The following is a 15,172-nucleotide window of genomic DNA, read 5'->3' as shown; positions in this document are numbered from 1 at the left end:
TCGTCCGCCACCGGCCGCGTCGATCTCGGATCTCCTGCGGGCAGGGCCGACTGTAGTCACCATGATCCAGCGGTCAGGAGATCCGGAGGTGGTCACGCAGGGTCCGGGCGACCTGCGCCATCAGCGCCTCCGCCTCGGGTTGGACAACGGCCGGTACGCAGGACTCGGTGAGGGCGGCGACCGCGTACGCCGATCCGTCGGCGTGCTCGACCACCCCGACCTCGTGGCGGAGATTGAGCAGGGTGCCGGTCTTCGACGACCAGCGCGACGCGTCCGAGGCGAAGTCGGGCGCGAGCCGTTGCCGGTGCACGTTGTCGGCCATCAACCCACGGATCCGGGCGGCGGTCGCGGGATGCACGGACGAGGGTCGCCACAGGCCCTGGAGCAGTTCCACGAAGGCCCTGGCCGATCCGGCGTTGGCGCGGGTGACGTCGAGCTGGGGCACCGGGTGGCCGTGTCCGGGGGTCGCCGCCGCGATGGCCAGGGAGTGCACGAGGTGGGCCTCCGTCGGGCCGAGTCGCTCGGCCGGCGTCCGGGTGAGTTCGCTGGCGAACTGACGTACCGTGATGCCGTCGAAGCCGAGACGCCGCAGCTCGGCGGTGACCTCGGCCGGTGGGGTGAGGTCGAAGAGGGCGTCGGCGGCCACACTGTCGCTCACCGAGGTGCTCAGATAGAGCAGGTCGTCGATGGCGACCGTGACCGGGTGCCGGAACTTGCTCAGCCCGGTCGGGCCCGCCGTGGTGATCCGACCGGGTGCCACCGGAACCGGTGTCGCCCCGTCCAGTTCACCCCGGTGGACCCGTTCCAACGTGGCCACCGCGAGTGGCACCTTCACCAGCGAGGCCACCGGGAACTCCAGGTCGGGGTCGAGCCCGAGTTCGTCGCCGGAGTCCAGGTCGCGTACCAGGAACGAGCCGCGCAGGCCGCCGTGGCTCAGTGTCCTGCGGGCCTCGCCCAGGATCCGCACGGCGCTCACGCCCGTACCCCGGCACTGTCCGGAACCCCGAGGCACCGCCCGATCGCGGCCGGCAGCAGCGTCCGGATCCGGTGGGCGTCCTCACGCGACGCCGCCGCGACGTCGTAGCCGCGTGCCAGGTCCAGCTCGCCGAGCGGGCGCCAGTGCAGTCCGAGGTCGTCGGCCTGGCTCCGCGAGCAGAGCAGCAGGTCGGTCGAGTCGAGCACCTCGGCCGCCGCATCGACGAGTGCGGTCGAGACCGTGACCTGCGCGGGTTGCAGGCCGACCGTGTCGGCCAGCCGGGTCAGCCGGTCGCGTACGTGTGGCACGTCGTCCTCCGGCTGGATCCAGGCGCGTCGTCGGCGCGCTCCCCGGTCGGCCCGACCCGCCCGCAGCGTCTCGAGGTAGACGGCGGTGGCCCCGGCATCGTCCCGGCCGGCGAGGCCGAGCGGGACCCGCCAGGTGCTTCCGGTCGGTGGCACCGCCACGAGCGCCGACCGTACCTCCAGCGCACGGGCGAGCTCGACCCGCTCCCCCGGTCCGGCCGGATGCGGTTCGAGATGCAGGTCGTGCCGTCGGGCCTCGGCGACCAGGAGGGCCAGCGGCCGTGCCGCGCAGACCACGGGTACGGCCAGCCGGAACGGCCGGAGCTTCGCCCGCTCGGCGTCGTGCGCCAACGTCTCGGCGAGTTCGACCAGCCGCCTCGCCGACGGCAGCATGTCCCGGCCGAACGGGGTGAGCAGGACGCTGCGCGACGACCGCTCGAACAGCCGGGCCCCGAAGTGCTGTTCCAGGGCGGCGACGCGACGACTGGCGACCGACTGCGGGATCCGGGCCGCGGCGGCGCCGACGGTGAAACTGCCGTGCCCGCTGACGGCCACAAATGCCTCACAGGCCCGTACGAGATCCATGGCGGGGCAGTCTATGCCGGATCAGCATTGATCCGCACACTTCTGTCTTGGACAGCATCCATCCTGCAATGCGAGGCTTCAGGTCGTCCTGGCCGGGCACCAACCCACACCGAACGAAAGGAAGGGTCGACGATGCTGATCCGCCTCCTGGTCCCCCCGACCAGACGGGTCGCGATCGTGGTCTCGGCCGCGCTCGCGCTGTTCCCGCTCTCCGCCTGCTCGGCGAGCGGAACGCCGACCGGAACGACCACCACCAACACCGCTGCCGCGTCCGCGGCGACAATCCCGACGCCGGTTGCCGGGCTCGGCCCCGAGTTCGAACGGCTGGAGTCGAGGTTCGGCGCCCGGCTCGGCGTCTACGCCCTCGACACCGGGTCCGGTCGTACGGTGGAGCACCGCGCGGACGAGCGGTTCGCGTACGCCTCGACCTTCAAGGCACTGGCTGCGGGCGCGGTGCTGGCGTCGACCTCGACGCCCGAACTCGACCAGGTGGTCCGCTATACCAGCGCGGACCTGGTGACCTACTCGCCGGTTACGGAGAAGCACGTCAGTACCGGCATGACGCTGCGGGCGATTGCCGACGCCGCGGTGCGGTACAGCGACAACACCGCCGGGAACCTGCTGCTGCGGCACCTCGGCGGTCCCGACGGTCTCGAGCAGGCGCTACGCGGCCTCGGCGACCAGGTCACCGACCCCGAGCGGACCGAGACCACGCTCAACGAGGCCACACCGGGCGACCGGCGGGACACCAGCACTCCACGGGCCCTCGGCACCGACCTGCGCGCGTACGCCCTCGGTTCGGCGCTCGACGCCGAGGACCGGACGGTGCTGACCGGATGGCTGCGCGGCAACACTACCGGCGACAAGGCGATCCGGGCCGGCGTACCGGCGAACTGGACCGTCGGCGACAAGACCGGTTCCGGCGGGTACGGCACCCGCAACGACATTGCCGTGGTGTGGCCGCCCGACGGTCAGCCTCTCGTGCTGGCCATCCTGTCCAGCCGGGACAAGCAGGACGCCGAGTACGACGACGCGCTGATCGCGGAGGCGGCGAAGGTGGTGACCGAGGCGCTGCGCCGGTAATCCGGGACCCCGGCCGCCTCGTCGGGAACACCCGGCGGGGCGGCCGGCGACATCAGCGGCCCTTCCCGACGCTACAGACCATTGGCCGCACGGAGTTCGGCAGCCAACCGCGATGAGCTGTGGCCGGGCTCGACACCCTGGACAAGGATCACCTCACCGGTGAGGTGCCTGGTCCGCAAGGGCTTGATCTCCTGGTAGCTGCTGGAGCCGTACCAGGAACGGGCCTTGGTCAGGTCGGGAAACTCGATCATCACCACGTCGCCCGGCCAGTCGCCCTCGAGCACGTCGACGGGTCCGCCGTGAACGATGAACCGCCCGCCGAAGGGGCCGAGCGTGGACTGGATGCGCTCCAGGTACTCCAGCACCTCGCCGTGGAGGGGTGCTCTGCGCAGGTGGGCAAGGGCGTACGCGGTCATGGTTCTCCGTCCGTTACGGGTGCAGGTTGGCGGCCTGTGGAGGAGATCCTTCCCGGCACCGTGACGGGCTGTCGATTACCTCGCAGGTAATGGTGGGTGCGCCGGCATGGTCACTAGGGTCGGTGGCGTGAGGACCATGGCCAGACCGGGGCAACCGGTCGGGGAACTGCTGCGCGACTGGCGCCGCAGTCGCCGAATGAGTCAGCTCGACCTGTCGATCGAGGCGGGGGTCTCGGCCAGGCACCTGAGTTTCGTGGAAACCGGGCGGTCCCGGCCGAGCCCGGAACTGATCCTGCGGCTGGCGGAGCAGTTGGACGTACCGCTGGCGGAGCGCAACACGATGCTGCTCGCCGGCGGCCACGCGCCCGCCTATCCCAGCCACGAGCTCGGCGACCCGGAACTGGCTCCGGTACGCGCCGCCGTACGGCAGATCCTCGACGGGCACAGCCCGTATCCCGCGGCGCTCGTCGACCGGCACTGGCACCTCGTCGAAGCCAACCCTGCCGTCGCCCTGTTCACTGCCGGCGCCGAGCCCCGCCTCCTGGCCCCGCCGATCAACGTACTGCGACTCAGCCTGCATCCCGACGGCATGGCCCCGCGAATCCTCAACCTGTCCGAGTGGCGCGCCCACCTGCTCAACCGGCTACGCCGCCAGGCCGTGACAACCAACGACCCTGCCCTGTACGCGCTGCACGAGGAGCTTCGCGGCTATCCCGGCGGCGATGGCCACGCGGCCCCGATCGGCGACGCTGTCTCGAGCGTCGTCATCCCGCTGCAGTACCGCCACCACGACCGGGTGCTGTCCTTCCTCAGCACCACCACCCTGTTCGGCACCCCGTTGGACGTCACCGTCTCGGGGCTGGCCATCGAGGCCTTCTTCCCTGCCGACCCGGCAACCACCGAAGCGATCCACGCCCTCGGCAGGGCATGAACCGGCTCGGGCAGGTGCACCAAAACCACCCAGCCCTCATTCCGGACCGGTGTCCGGATCCTGTGGTTCCCGCTGTTCATTGACCCAGATTTCATGTTCGCGAAGCACCCAGGCGGTCCCCCAGGTGCCGAGGAGAACAAGAAAGCATCCCAACGCCACGGCTGCCGCGAAGGCTGCGAGGTCACCGAGTTCCCCAACATCGTGCCTCGTCGCCCACAACCAGCCGCCGACGATGAGGCAGGCGACCATGGCCAACGGCATGATCGGACGATCGGCGGGATGTGGTCGACGAGACAGGCGCATGGCTCCTCCGGGATCGGCTCACGATCTTCCGGTACGGCTGTCCTTCGTGCAACCACGATCCACTGACCCGGGTGCAGTCCTCCAACTTCGAGGAGCTGCTCGCGGTTGCCCTGCCGGACGGGATCGACACCATCTACGACAACGTGGGCGCCTCGCAGTTCCCGGTGCTGCTGGCGCACGTGAACGACAACGCACAGATCACCGTGGGCGGCGTCATGGGGCAGATCACCACCACGGATGTGCCCGACGTCTGCCCGAAGTCCTCCGGGCGATCTGGGCCCGGCCGGTGCGCGGGTGTCGCGCTGCCCTGGTAGCCAGGATGAGGGCCTGTTCGTCCGGCAAGGGGCCGCGACCATCGCCGCACGCTGGCCAGGAGGCCAACTCGAGTTCATCCCAAGGTCGAGAGTACCTGTCGGAACACTGTCAGCAATGAAATGTTCGCTCTAAGTGACCATAGATTCCAGATCGGTTCCCCCGAACCACGACCCACCACACCACCGACGGGAGTTCCTATGTGGAGAAGACGGCTCGCCGCGCTGATGAGCGTCGCGTTGCTCGGCTCACTGATGGTCGCCGTACCAGCCGCCCAGGCCGGAGGATCCGGTGACCCGATCTGGGCCGATCTGAACGGCGACCGACGGCTCGACCGCGTCCACCCCGACGCCTCCAGCGACGGTACGCAGTGCGCCATCAACGTCCAGTGGGGTGGTACCGGTACGTTCGAGGAGCACCCGTATCTGCCGCCGGGCGCACAGGTACCGGTCCCGCACTGCCCCGACATGGGCGTGGCGGCTGACCTGGGCGGCAACGGAAGCGTGGAACTGATCGTCGGGTCGTTCGAAGGCAGGCCGAGCGGCGCCCAGGGTTCCATCTTCGTCCTGCGCAACTTCGTCCCCGAGGTACTTGAGCCGTCGAACATCCAGCTGAACGAGATCGGGACGGCGGACTTCAACGGCGACCGCCGGACCGACGTCTTCTGGTGGACCAACCAGGGCGCGGGATTCGGCACCTACCTGAACACGGCGGCCGGACAACTGGTCCCCGGACCGATCCAGCAGGACCAGGGCGAAATCAACGATCACCAGGTGGCGGACTTCGACGGGAACGGCGCGATGGACGTCGTGGTCGCCTTCCACACGGCCACAACCGCACCGCACATGGGCGTGGCGGTCATCTTCGACGACGGCACCAAAGTGTGGCTGCAACAGGGCGAGGACCACGGCTGGGACGTCGAGGTCGTCGACGCCAACGGGGACGGCCGCCCCGACGTACGAACCAACAACGGCGGCGCGGCGACCAGCTTCCTGAACCGTGGTGACCGCACGTTCGGCACCGGGCCGATCGCCAACGACGACCTGGCACACGCGTACCGTGCCGCGGCAAAGGTAATCAAGGTGCGGGACAACGACATCGCAAGCCCCAGCGCCGCCCTGACCATCGTCGTACCACCCCGTTACGGCTTCCTGACCAACCACGACCCCCGGTACGAGGTGGTCTACCAGCGCACCGCGACCCACAAGCTGCCGGACACCTTCGTCTACCGCCTCACCCAGGACGGACTCACCGACACCGGCACGGTCACCGTCAACATGAAGGACTGATCCGTCGGCAAGGGCGGCATCCGGACGGTCCACCACCGGGCCGCCCACGCCCGGCTGCCACTCCGGATCGTCTCAGGGGGCGATCCGGAGTGGGTGGTCCCGTTGCCGGCTCCCGGCAGCAGGATTGGAATCCGGCGCACCGCTCCCCCGGGTCCCGGACCGGGTGACCTCGCCCATCTCGTGGGCGCGCACCGCCAGATCCTGCAGGATCGCGCTGCCGATCAGCATGATCCCGAGCAGACAACCGGCGGGTGGTCGCCGTACTGCGCTATCTCGACAGCGGCGGGCGGCGACGGGGCTCGCGTCCGCCCGAGGGCTGATCGACGACCCGGACGCGGCCACCACGCGCCGCGGACGCCCGGTTCAGTCGCTGGCCAGGGCCGCGTGGACGGAGGAGACCGCGCTTGCCCCATCCCCGACGGCGGTGGCCACTCGTTTCGTCGAGCCCGAGCGGAGGTCGCCGACCGCGAAGATCCGAGGCGCGGTTGTCTCGAACGGCAGGGGTTTACCGGGCGATCCGGCGGGCAGCCGGCTGTCGGTGAGGACGAACCCGTCGGTGTCCTTGGCCACCCCCGTGAGCCAGCCCGACACCGGGTCCGCGCCGATGAAGCAGAACAGCGCGCGGCAGTCCAGCCGGTCCTGGCGCCCGCCGGACCGCTCGGCGACGATCGACGTGAGGGTGTCGTCGCCGGCCAGTTCGCGGACCGTGCTGCGGGTGTGGACCCGGATCCGGGGATGCGCCTGGATCCGGTCGGTGAGGTAGGACGACATCCGAGACCCGATTCTGGCGCCGCGGATGATCAGGTTCACCGTCGCACCGTGGGCGGCGAGGGACAGGGCCGCCTGTCCGGCCGAGTTCGCGCCCCCGACGACGGTCACGGGCTGATTCTCGTAGCCTCGGGCGTCCAGCTCGGTGGCGGCGTACCGGATGCAGCCGGTCCTCTCGAAGTTGGTCCATCGCGGAATGTCGAGGCGACGGTAGTGCGCACCGGTAGCGGCGATCACCGCGCGGCACTGAATGCGTGCACCGTCCTCGAGCAGGACGGCCGGCCGTCGGTCGTCGGAGAGGTCCAGACCGGTGACCGCACAGGGCGAGTGGATCCGTACCCCGAACTTGAGCGCCTGGACCATGGCCAGTCGGGTCAGGCTCTCGCCGCTGATTCCATGCGGGAAGCCCAGGTAGTTCTCGATGCGGGCGCTCTTGGCGGCCTGGCCGCCGAGCCCGGTGCGGTCCAGCAGCACGGTGACGAGACCCTCGGACGCCCCGTACACGGCAGCGGCCAGACCCGCCGGGCCGGCGCCCACGACGACGAGATCGACCGGACGTCCGTCGGCCCGGTAGGTCAGACCGAGCACCTCGGCAACGGATCTGGGTGTCGCCCGCCGGAGCACCGTACGGTTGACCATCGCGGCCGGAAGTTCGTCCTCGCCGAGCCCGGCGAGTCTCATCAGCGAGCGCCCGGGGTCCGACGCCGCATCGAGCCAGGAATGCGGGAGGAGCATCTGCGTCACGTAGGTGCGCAGGTCCAGCGTGTCCGCGGCGTCGGGGCGGCCGACGAGTTGCAGGGCGTTGCCGGCGGCGGCGCCAATGACCTCGCGCCGCTCCCGGAACGCCTCGACCAGGATGTCGGCGATGTCGACCTGCTCGGCGAGGGCCCGGCGCAGCATCGCCGCGCCGATCCGGACGACCGTTCCGGCGGACACCACCCGGGCGGTCAGGTAGACGTGCTGACCGGTGAGCAGGTTGAGCTCGCCGAGGAAATCTCCCGGCCCACCCTGGTAGATCAGACGCTCCGGCTCGATCGCCGTCGCGTCCCGGACGATGTCGACGGTCGCGCCGACGAGCAGGAAGAAGTCGTAGGAGTCGTCGCCGGACGCGTAGAGGTCCCGGCCGGCCACGGCGTGCTCCTCCTCGCCGTACGCGGCCAGCCGGCGGAACTGCCCGTCGTCGAGGACAGGTCCGCGCGGCGCCGGGTCGTCGTTCATCATCGGGTCCCCAAGACAGTCAGCCGGCCGGCGTACGGGCCGGTGCGGGGTGCGGATCAGGCGTGGGCGGCGGGTCGCCACCTTCGTGGAAGCCGTGGCGGTCGTAGAAGCGCCGCAGTGGCGCCGGTGCCCACCAGTTCGTGTCCCCGAGCAGGCGCATGGTGGCCGGGACGAGCAGCGCCCGCACGATCGTCGCGTCGACCAGGACGGCGATGATCAGCGCCACCCCGATCAGTTTGATGAACGTGATGCCGGAGATGGAGAACAGCCCGATCACGACCAGGATGAGCAGGGCGGCGCTGGTGATGATCCGGCCGCTGCGTTGTAGCCCGACGGCGACCGCCGTGGTGTTGTCGCCGGTCCGGTCGTACTCCTCGCGGATCCGGGACATCAGGAAGACCTCGTAGTCCATCGACAGCCCGAAAACGACCGCGAGCACGAGGATCGGCTGGGTCGCCTCCAGGGTCCCGGTGGAGGTGAAGTTCAGCAGGCCGGACAGGTGGCCGTCCTGGAAAATCAGGACCAGGGCGCCGAACGAGGCGCCGAGCGACAGGACGTTCATCACGATCGCCTTGATCGGCAGCACGACCGAGCCGAAAGCGAGGAACAGCAGGATGAACGTCGCGCCGACGATGATCAGCGCCATCCAGGGCAGCCGATCACCCACGGCGTCGAGCTGGTCGGCCAACCGCGCGGTCAGGCCGCCCACCAGCACCTCGCCGCCGGGCGGGGCCGGAACGGCCCGGATCCGGCTCACGAGGTCGCGTGTCTCCGCCGAGATGGGGTCGCCCAGGTAGTGGATGGTGAGCCGGGCGACGTCACCGGCCTGGCCGGTGACGTCGGCTTCGGTCACCCCGTCGACGTCCCGGACGGCGGCAACGTACCCCTCCAGACCGGCCCGGTCGGACGAGGTCACGGTCGCCTCGATCGGCAACTGGCTGTTCTGGACGAACTCACGGTCGACGGTTTCGGAGACCACCCGGCTCTCCGTACCCGCCGGAAGCACCCTGGGGTCGATGCCGCCGAACTCGACGCGCAGGAACGGCGCGCCGGCCAGGAGCAGGACCGCGAACACCCCGGCCGCGTATATGACCGGGCGCCGCATGATGCTGTGCGCGAGCCGGTACCAGAACCCGTGCTCGACCCTGCCCACCACGGGAGCCGCCGCCGGGCGGCGCAGCAGCCGCCGCACGGACAGTGCCTCCACCCGGGGGCCCAGGACGCCGAGGAGCGCCGGCAGCACGGTCAGCGCCGCCACCATCGCCACCACGACCGCGGACAGACCACCGAAACCCATCGAGCGGAGGAAGGTCATCGGGAAGATCAGCAATCCGGCCAGCGAGACCGCGACGGTGACCCCGGAGAACGCGACGGTACGGCCGGCAGTGGCCATCGTGCGGGCGACCGCGTCCTCGGTGCTGCGCCCGTGGGCGATCTCCTCCCGGAACCGACCGACCATGAACAGGCCGTAGTCGATCGCCAGGCCCAGCCCGAGGATCGTCACCACGTTGATCGAGAAGACGGAGACGTCCATCACGTAGCTCATGGCACGCAACGCGGCGAACGCCCCCAGGATGGCCAGAACGCCGATCGCGAGCGGCAGGCTCGCCGCGGCCACGCTGCCGAACACGAGCACCAGGAGGACGAGCAGCACCGGTATGGAGATCGTCTCGGCGAGGGCGATGTCCGCGGCGACCCGCTCACGGATGTCGCGACTGACCGCGGTGATGCCCCCGACCTGGGTCTGCAGGCCGGGGGCGGCCAGGTCCTCCTCTATCTCCTCCAGTGCTTCACCGCGCTGCGTCTCGTCGTCGCCGGCGAGGGTCAGCACCGCGTAGGTGGAACGGCGGTCCTCGCCGACCAGAGCCGGGCTGTTCGTGCTCCAGTAGGTGACCGTCCTGGTCACCACCTCGCCCGGGAGTGCGTCCAGCGTCTCGTTGACGGCCCGCTGGAAAGCCGGGTCGTCGACGGTCATCTCGGGGTTGCGGTAGAGCACCACCACGTCGTTGCCCTCACGGCCCAGCGTCGCCTGCGCGCGCTCGACCGCACGGGAACTCTCACTGGCCGGGTCGTCGAACCCCTCGGTGATCAAGGAGCCGAAGACCTGCGTTCCCCAGATGCCGCCGAACGCGATGAAGGCCACCGCGACGGCGATCACCCACCACCGTCGACGGACCATCGTCCGCCCGAGACGCTCGAACATCGCTGCCCCCGGCCCCTTCGTCAGCGCGCGGCGCGCTTGATGAGGTCCGCCGTCGCGGCGGGCTGCGCGATCATCGCGACGTGCGAGGCGTTGACCTCGACGGAGCGGGCGCCGGCCCGCTGTGCCATGAACCGCTGCGCCGCGGCGGGAATCACGTTGTCCTTGCGGGCGACGAGATACCAGGAAGGGATCGTCTTCCAGGCCGGGGCACCGGACGGCTCCCCCAGTGCGTTCACGTCGGCCGGCCGCTGCGTCGCCCACATCAGGTCGGTCGTCGCCCTCGGCACGTCGCCGGCGAACACGTCGTGGAAGACCGCCTTCTTGATGTATGCGTCGACGTGGCCCTCACCGTAGGGACGGAAGTCCAGCGCCGCCTCGTCCAGCCTGCTGCCCGGGTGCGCCGTCTGCAGACCCACCAGCGACTCACCCTGATCGGGTACGAACGCGGCCACGTACACCAGGGCCTTGACGTTCGTGTTGCCGGCCGTGGCGTTCGTGGTGACCAGCCCGCCGTAGGAGTGCGCGACGACCACCAGCGGGCCGTCGAGGGTGGCGAGAATGCTGGCCAGGTAGGCGGAGTCGCTGCTCACGCCGCGCAGCGGATTCGCCGGGGCGATGACCGGGTAGCCGTCGCGGACGAGCCGGGTGGCCACGCCGTTCCAGCCGGAGGCGTCGGCGAACGCACCGTGCACGAGTACGACGGTCGGCTTGGGCGTACCTCCCGGCCGGGTATGTGCGTGCGCCGCGGGCGCCGCGAACAGTGCGCCGGTCGCGGCCGCAGCGGATCCGGCCAGCAGCGTACGGCGGGTCGTCTTCATCGAAATGGTCCCTTCAACACCGGTATCAGTCTTCGGCAGCGTAGGGACGCGCACTTGACGAACACTGAAGGAGCAGTTCAATGATCGTCAAGTACGTCGACCTAGCCTGCGGAAATGAATTCGACGAAGAGCGACACCGCTCTGATGTGGGGACTGTGGTCCCACGTTGTCTCCTACGTCGTGGCGAACGCGGCCCAGGTCGTGGTGTGGTGGATTTTCGATCCGGAACATTTCTTCTGGCCGCTGTGGTCCATCCTCGCCTGGGGTGTCGGGCTGGCGTTCCACATCTGGGCGGTCTACCGACGGTTGCGGGACTGATCGGCAGTACCGCCGTGCACCTCCCTCCCGCCCGCCCTCGTCCACCACTGCCGTCGCCCCCGGGGTTGGCACGACACGCCCCCTGCGACCTGTCTCCTGCCAAGGATGGAACGATGCATCGCCACGCCTACGAAGGTCAATGCGCCGCCGAATCCGGCCGGCACACCGTCGCCATGTCGCCGATCCGCAATCCGCGGCTGACACTTTTCGCGCTGGCGCTGGGCACCTTCGCGATCGGCACCGGCGAGTTCGGCAGCAACGGCATCATCCAGCTCTTCTCCGCCGATCTGGACGTGTCGATTCCGGTCGCGACGCACGCGGTCACCGCGTACGCCTTCGGAGTGGTGATCGGCTCGCCGGCGATCACCCTCCTCGCGGCCCGGGTCAACCGGCGCGCCCTGCTGCTCGGCCTGGTCGTGTTGTTCCTGGTCGGCAACGGGCTGTCCGCGGTGGCGCCGAACATCACCCTCCTCGTCGTCTTCCGGTTCATCGCCGGCAGTGTGCAGGGTGCGTTCTTCGGTGCCGGGGCCGTCGTCGCCGCTTACGTGTACGGCCCGGGGCGTGGCGGCAAGGCGTTCGCCACCGTGATGGGTGGCCTGACCGTCGCCACCATCTTCGGGTCACCGCTGGGCACCTTCATCGGCCAGAACGCCGGCTGGCGCGCCATGTACTGGGCTGTTGTCGTGGTGGGTCTGCTCGCCGGCGCCGCCCTGGTGGCGTGGCTCCCGCGCACGGACGACCTGCGCGGCACCTCGATCGCGAGCGAGCTGGGTGCCCTGCAGCGGCTCAACGTCTGGCTGATGGTCACCGTCGCGGCGCTGGGCATCTCGAGCATCTTCGCGGTCTACACGTTCATCGGCCCGTTCGTCACCGACGCCGCCCGCCGCGACGCCTCTCTCATCCCGATCGCGCTCGCGGTCTTCGGCCTCGGCATGGCAGCGGGCAACTACGTCGGTGGACGTGTCGCCGACCGGTACGAGCACCGGGGCCTGATCTGGGGTTACGGCGGTGTTCTCGCGCTCCTGGTGCTGATCGGCGTGGCCGGCGGCAACCTGGCGATCCTCCTGCCCTGCCTGTTCGGCGTCGGCGCGACCATGATGTTCGCCATCCCGACCATCCAGGTCCGGCTGACCGGCCTCGCGCCGGACGCCCCGACCCTGATGGGTGCGCTCAACCTGGCCGCTCTCAACCTGGCGAACTCTCTCGGTGCGATCGGGGGCGCGATCACTCTCGACGCGGGCTGGGGAACCCTGTCCACCGTCTGGGCCGGTTTCGTCCTGACCACCGCCGGTCTGCTCCTGTACGCGGCGACCGTCGCGCGGTTGAGAACGGCGCCCGTGCCGGTCCACGCCTGAGCGACCTGCCGCGTGCCGCTTTGTTCAGTACTCGTCAAGCAAGCGGCCATACGCTGACCAACGACTACCTCGACAAATCACCGAACCGAAGCAACAGATAGGAAAAGACATGCCCCAACCGACCATTGTCCTCGTCCACGGTGCCTGGGCGGACGCGTCGAGCTGGAACGCCGTCGCGTCGGCCCTGCGGGGACTGGACTTCGCCGTTCTCACTCCGCCGAACCCGCTACGCGGGCTCCCCTATGACGCCGCGTACATCTCGTCGTTCCTCGCTCAGCGTACGAGCGGGCCGGTTGTGCTCGTCGGCCACTCGTACGGTGGATTCGTCATCACCAACGCCGCGACCGGCGGCGGCGACGTCCGGGCCCTGGTCTACGTCGACGCGTTCATTCCCGACGAGGGGGAGAGCGTCTTCCAGATCCTCGGCGGATCCGGGTCGGCTCTCGCCGTTCCCGACCCGTCCACCGTGTTCGACGTGGCCGGATATCCGGGCGCGCCGCAGGGCGACGCCGAGGCCTTCCTGAAGCCCGAAACGGTGCACCACTCCTTCGCACAGGACCTGCCGGAAGCCGACCGCTGGCTGATCGCCGAAGGCCAGCGGCCGATCACGCTGTCCGCGAACGCGGCCTCGTCCGGCGCGCCCGCCTGGCGGACGCTGCCGAGCTGGGTCGTCGTCGGCACCGAGGACCGGGTCATCCCGCCGGACACGCAACGCCGGATGGCCGAACGCGCGGGGGCCACGATCACCGATGTCGCCGGCTCCCACGTCTCGATGATCTCTCATCCGAAGGTGACCCTCGACGCGATCGTGGCCGCGGCGGCCACGATCGCCTGAGTCTTCGGGCGGGGCGACACGCTGCTCGGACGGCACCACGGGTGGACCGCACGCCGCGAGCGCGCCGGACCCGCTCACGGGTGCTGACCGCCGGGTGAGGACCTCCGGGTGGGATACGGAACATCCCGCATCGTCCCGGAGGTCCCACGCCCGGCCGGCTCAGATTCTGATCCGGCTACGCCGCGTGCGGCTGTCCCCCGACCCGGGTCGCGGGTCGGGGGGATGTCCTGAGGTCAGGTGCGAGGCGCCCCGTCCGCGGAAGCGTCGCGACGCTGAGCTGCATCGGGCGGCGTCGCGGGGCTGGTGCCGTCAGTGGAAGTGGTGTCCACCGCCGCGACAGCCTTGGACTTGCGACGGTGGAACGTGAAGGTCATGACCACCACGACCAGCGCGCCGACGATCAGCCCGAGGATGGCGCTGGCCACCGTGTTGACGAGCCAGCCGACGAGCCCGCCGAGAACGCCCGTGGCGTCGCCGGCGGCTTCCTCCGCGTGGTGTACGGCGTCGTACAGGAAGTGCAGGCCCAGCTCGTCCGCGCCGACCAGCAGGATGTGTCCGCCCACCCAGAGCATCGCGGCGGTGCCGACCACCGTCAGCACGGTGAGAACCAGCGGCATCGCCTTCACCAGACCGCGGCCGAAGCTGGCGACGACGCCGGAAAGCTGCGACAGGCGCAGCCCGACATCGTCCATCTTCACGATCAGGGCCACAACGCCGTACACCAGGACGGTGATGAGGAGGGCGACGACAGCGAGGATCGCCAGGCGGGACCAGAACGGCTCTTCGATCACCTCGTTGAGGGAGATGACCATGATCTCGGCCGAGAGGATCAGGTCGGTGCGTACCGCCCCGGACACCAGCGTCGTCTCGTCCTGCGCCGTCTCCTCGCCCGCGCCGTGGGCATCGTGATGGGCGATTTTGGCCCACACCTTCTCCGCGCCTTCGTAACAAAGGTAGGCGCCGCCGAGCATCAGGATCGGGGTGAGCAGCCAGGGCACGAACTGGCTGAGCAGCAGCACCGCCGGCAGGATGATGAGGAACTTGTTGCGCAGCGACCCCACGGCAATGCGCTTGATGATCGGCAACTCGCGCTCGGCAGCCAGGTTGCGCACGTACTGCGGGGTGACGGCGGCGTCGTCCACGACGACGCCTGTGGCCTTGGCGCCGGCCTTGGCGGCGGCCACCCCGATGTCATCGACCGACGCGGCAGCGGCGCGAGCCAGCGCCGCCACGTCATCCAGCAGGGCTACGAGTCCACCGGCCAAGGGATGGTCCTTCCAGGGTTGAGCAGAGTCCGGGCTGGGCCATTCTCGCTCAGGTCTCTGCCCGGGGCATGTTACCGGCCGGTCATTGACTGGCGAAAATTTGGACGCGGTCGGGCTGCCCGCCGGATCGTGAACCGGTCGTCGCTCCGGCCGACAGGGGATGCCGCAGTGCCGGGTCTTGTTTGTAAGTGA

General features: G+C 69.8%; 15 protein-coding genes. 7 read left to right on the top strand and 8 right to left on the bottom strand.

Features of this window, described 5'->3' with window-relative positions; all coding sequences use genetic code 11:
* Positions 1–73: 73 nt before the first annotated feature.
* Entirely contained in the window at positions 74–976 is a 903-nt protein-coding gene (locus ACWEFB_RS16400; protein WP_452286177.1) for a serine hydrolase, read from the bottom strand.
* Positions 973–1,866, bottom strand: coding sequence for a LysR family transcriptional regulator (locus tag ACWEFB_RS16395; RefSeq protein WP_452286176.1), 894 nt, complete (start codon positions 1,864–1,866; stop codon positions 973–975). The genes ACWEFB_RS16400 and ACWEFB_RS16395 overlap by 4 nt, the downstream gene beginning before the upstream one ends.
* Positions 1,867–1,998: 132 nt before the next feature.
* On the opposite strand from ACWEFB_RS16395, the gene bla reads away from it, so the two are divergent.
* A complete protein-coding gene (bla, locus tag ACWEFB_RS16390; RefSeq protein ID WP_452286174.1) occupies positions 1,999–2,949 on the top strand; it encodes a class A beta-lactamase in 951 nt (316 codons plus the stop codon).
* A 71-nt stretch (positions 2,950–3,020) separates the two neighbouring features.
* Here bla and ACWEFB_RS16385 read toward each other — a convergent pair whose 3' ends face one another.
* Positions 3,021–3,365, bottom strand: a complete 345-nt coding sequence (locus ACWEFB_RS16385; RefSeq protein WP_452286172.1) for a DUF1330 domain-containing protein — start codon at positions 3,363–3,365, stop codon at positions 3,021–3,023.
* Between the two features lie 136 nt (positions 3,366–3,501).
* Here ACWEFB_RS16385 and ACWEFB_RS16380 point away from each other — a divergent pair, with 136 nt between their 5' ends.
* Positions 3,502–4,296, top strand: a complete 795-nt coding sequence (locus ACWEFB_RS16380; protein ID WP_452286170.1) for a helix-turn-helix domain-containing protein — start codon at positions 3,502–3,504, stop codon at positions 4,294–4,296.
* A 36-nt stretch (positions 4,297–4,332) separates the two neighbouring features.
* Here ACWEFB_RS16380 and ACWEFB_RS16375 read toward each other — a convergent pair whose 3' ends face one another.
* Entirely contained in the window at positions 4,333–4,557 is a 225-nt protein-coding gene (locus tag ACWEFB_RS16375; protein WP_326557389.1) for a hypothetical protein, read from the bottom strand.
* A gap of 113 nt (positions 4,558–4,670) precedes the next feature.
* Between ACWEFB_RS16375 and ACWEFB_RS16370 the strand changes: the two genes are divergently transcribed.
* Together ACWEFB_RS16370 and ACWEFB_RS16365 are read left to right on the top strand one after the other, a co-directional pair.
* A complete protein-coding gene (locus ACWEFB_RS16370; protein ID WP_452286168.1) occupies positions 4,671–4,913 on the top strand; it encodes a hypothetical protein in 243 nt (80 codons plus the stop codon).
* A gap of 198 nt (positions 4,914–5,111) precedes the next feature.
* Complete coding sequence (locus ACWEFB_RS16365) at positions 5,112–6,200, top strand: FG-GAP repeat domain-containing protein (RefSeq protein ID WP_452286166.1); 1,089 nt, start codon at positions 5,112–5,114, stop codon at positions 6,198–6,200.
* Between the two features lie 363 nt (positions 6,201–6,563).
* Here ACWEFB_RS16365 and ACWEFB_RS16360 read toward each other — a convergent pair whose 3' ends face one another.
* The 3 genes from ACWEFB_RS16360 to ACWEFB_RS16350 are packed head-to-tail and all read right to left on the bottom strand — an operon-like array spanning position 6,564 to position 11,207.
* A complete protein-coding gene (locus tag ACWEFB_RS16360; RefSeq protein ID WP_452286164.1) occupies positions 6,564–8,186 on the bottom strand; it encodes an FAD-dependent oxidoreductase in 1,623 nt (540 codons plus the stop codon).
* Positions 8,187–8,205: 19 nt separating this feature from the next.
* Positions 8,206–10,389: an MMPL family transporter gene (locus ACWEFB_RS16355; RefSeq protein ID WP_452286162.1), complete on the bottom strand. Its 2,184-nt coding sequence runs from the start codon at positions 10,387–10,389 to the stop codon at positions 8,206–8,208.
* Between the two features lie 20 nt (positions 10,390–10,409).
* A complete protein-coding gene (locus tag ACWEFB_RS16350) occupies positions 10,410–11,207 on the bottom strand; it encodes an alpha/beta fold hydrolase (protein WP_452286160.1) in 798 nt (265 codons plus the stop codon).
* Positions 11,208–11,321: 114 nt separating this feature from the next.
* Here ACWEFB_RS16350 and ACWEFB_RS16345 point away from each other — a divergent pair, with 114 nt between their 5' ends.
* The 3 genes from ACWEFB_RS16345 to ACWEFB_RS16335 all read left to right on the top strand — a co-directional run bounded on the left by ACWEFB_RS16345 (position 11,322) and on the right by ACWEFB_RS16335 (position 13,715).
* Positions 11,322–11,525, top strand: coding sequence for a 2TM domain-containing protein (locus ACWEFB_RS16345; protein ID WP_326557383.1), 204 nt, complete (start codon positions 11,322–11,324; stop codon positions 11,523–11,525).
* Positions 11,526–11,638: 113 nt separating this feature from the next.
* The gene (locus tag ACWEFB_RS16340) at positions 11,639–12,880 is read left to right on the top strand and encodes an MFS transporter (protein ID WP_452286158.1); all 1,242 of its coding nucleotides are present in this window, start codon (positions 11,639–11,641) and stop codon (positions 12,878–12,880) included.
* 109 nt (positions 12,881–12,989) lie between these two features.
* Positions 12,990–13,715: an alpha/beta fold hydrolase gene (locus ACWEFB_RS16335; protein ID WP_452286156.1), complete on the top strand. Its 726-nt coding sequence runs from the start codon at positions 12,990–12,992 to the stop codon at positions 13,713–13,715.
* Between the two features lie 233 nt (positions 13,716–13,948).
* Here ACWEFB_RS16335 and ACWEFB_RS16330 read toward each other — a convergent pair whose 3' ends face one another.
* The gene (locus ACWEFB_RS16330) at positions 13,949–14,980 is read right to left on the bottom strand and encodes a DUF808 domain-containing protein (RefSeq protein ID WP_452286154.1); all 1,032 of its coding nucleotides are present in this window, start codon (positions 14,978–14,980) and stop codon (positions 13,949–13,951) included.
* Positions 14,981–15,172: the final 192 nt, after the last annotated feature.

The organism is Micromonospora sp. NPDC004704 (assembly GCF_053601675.1).
Note: the sequence above shows the minus strand (reverse complement) of the source record. Positions and strands in the feature narration are given on the sequence as shown.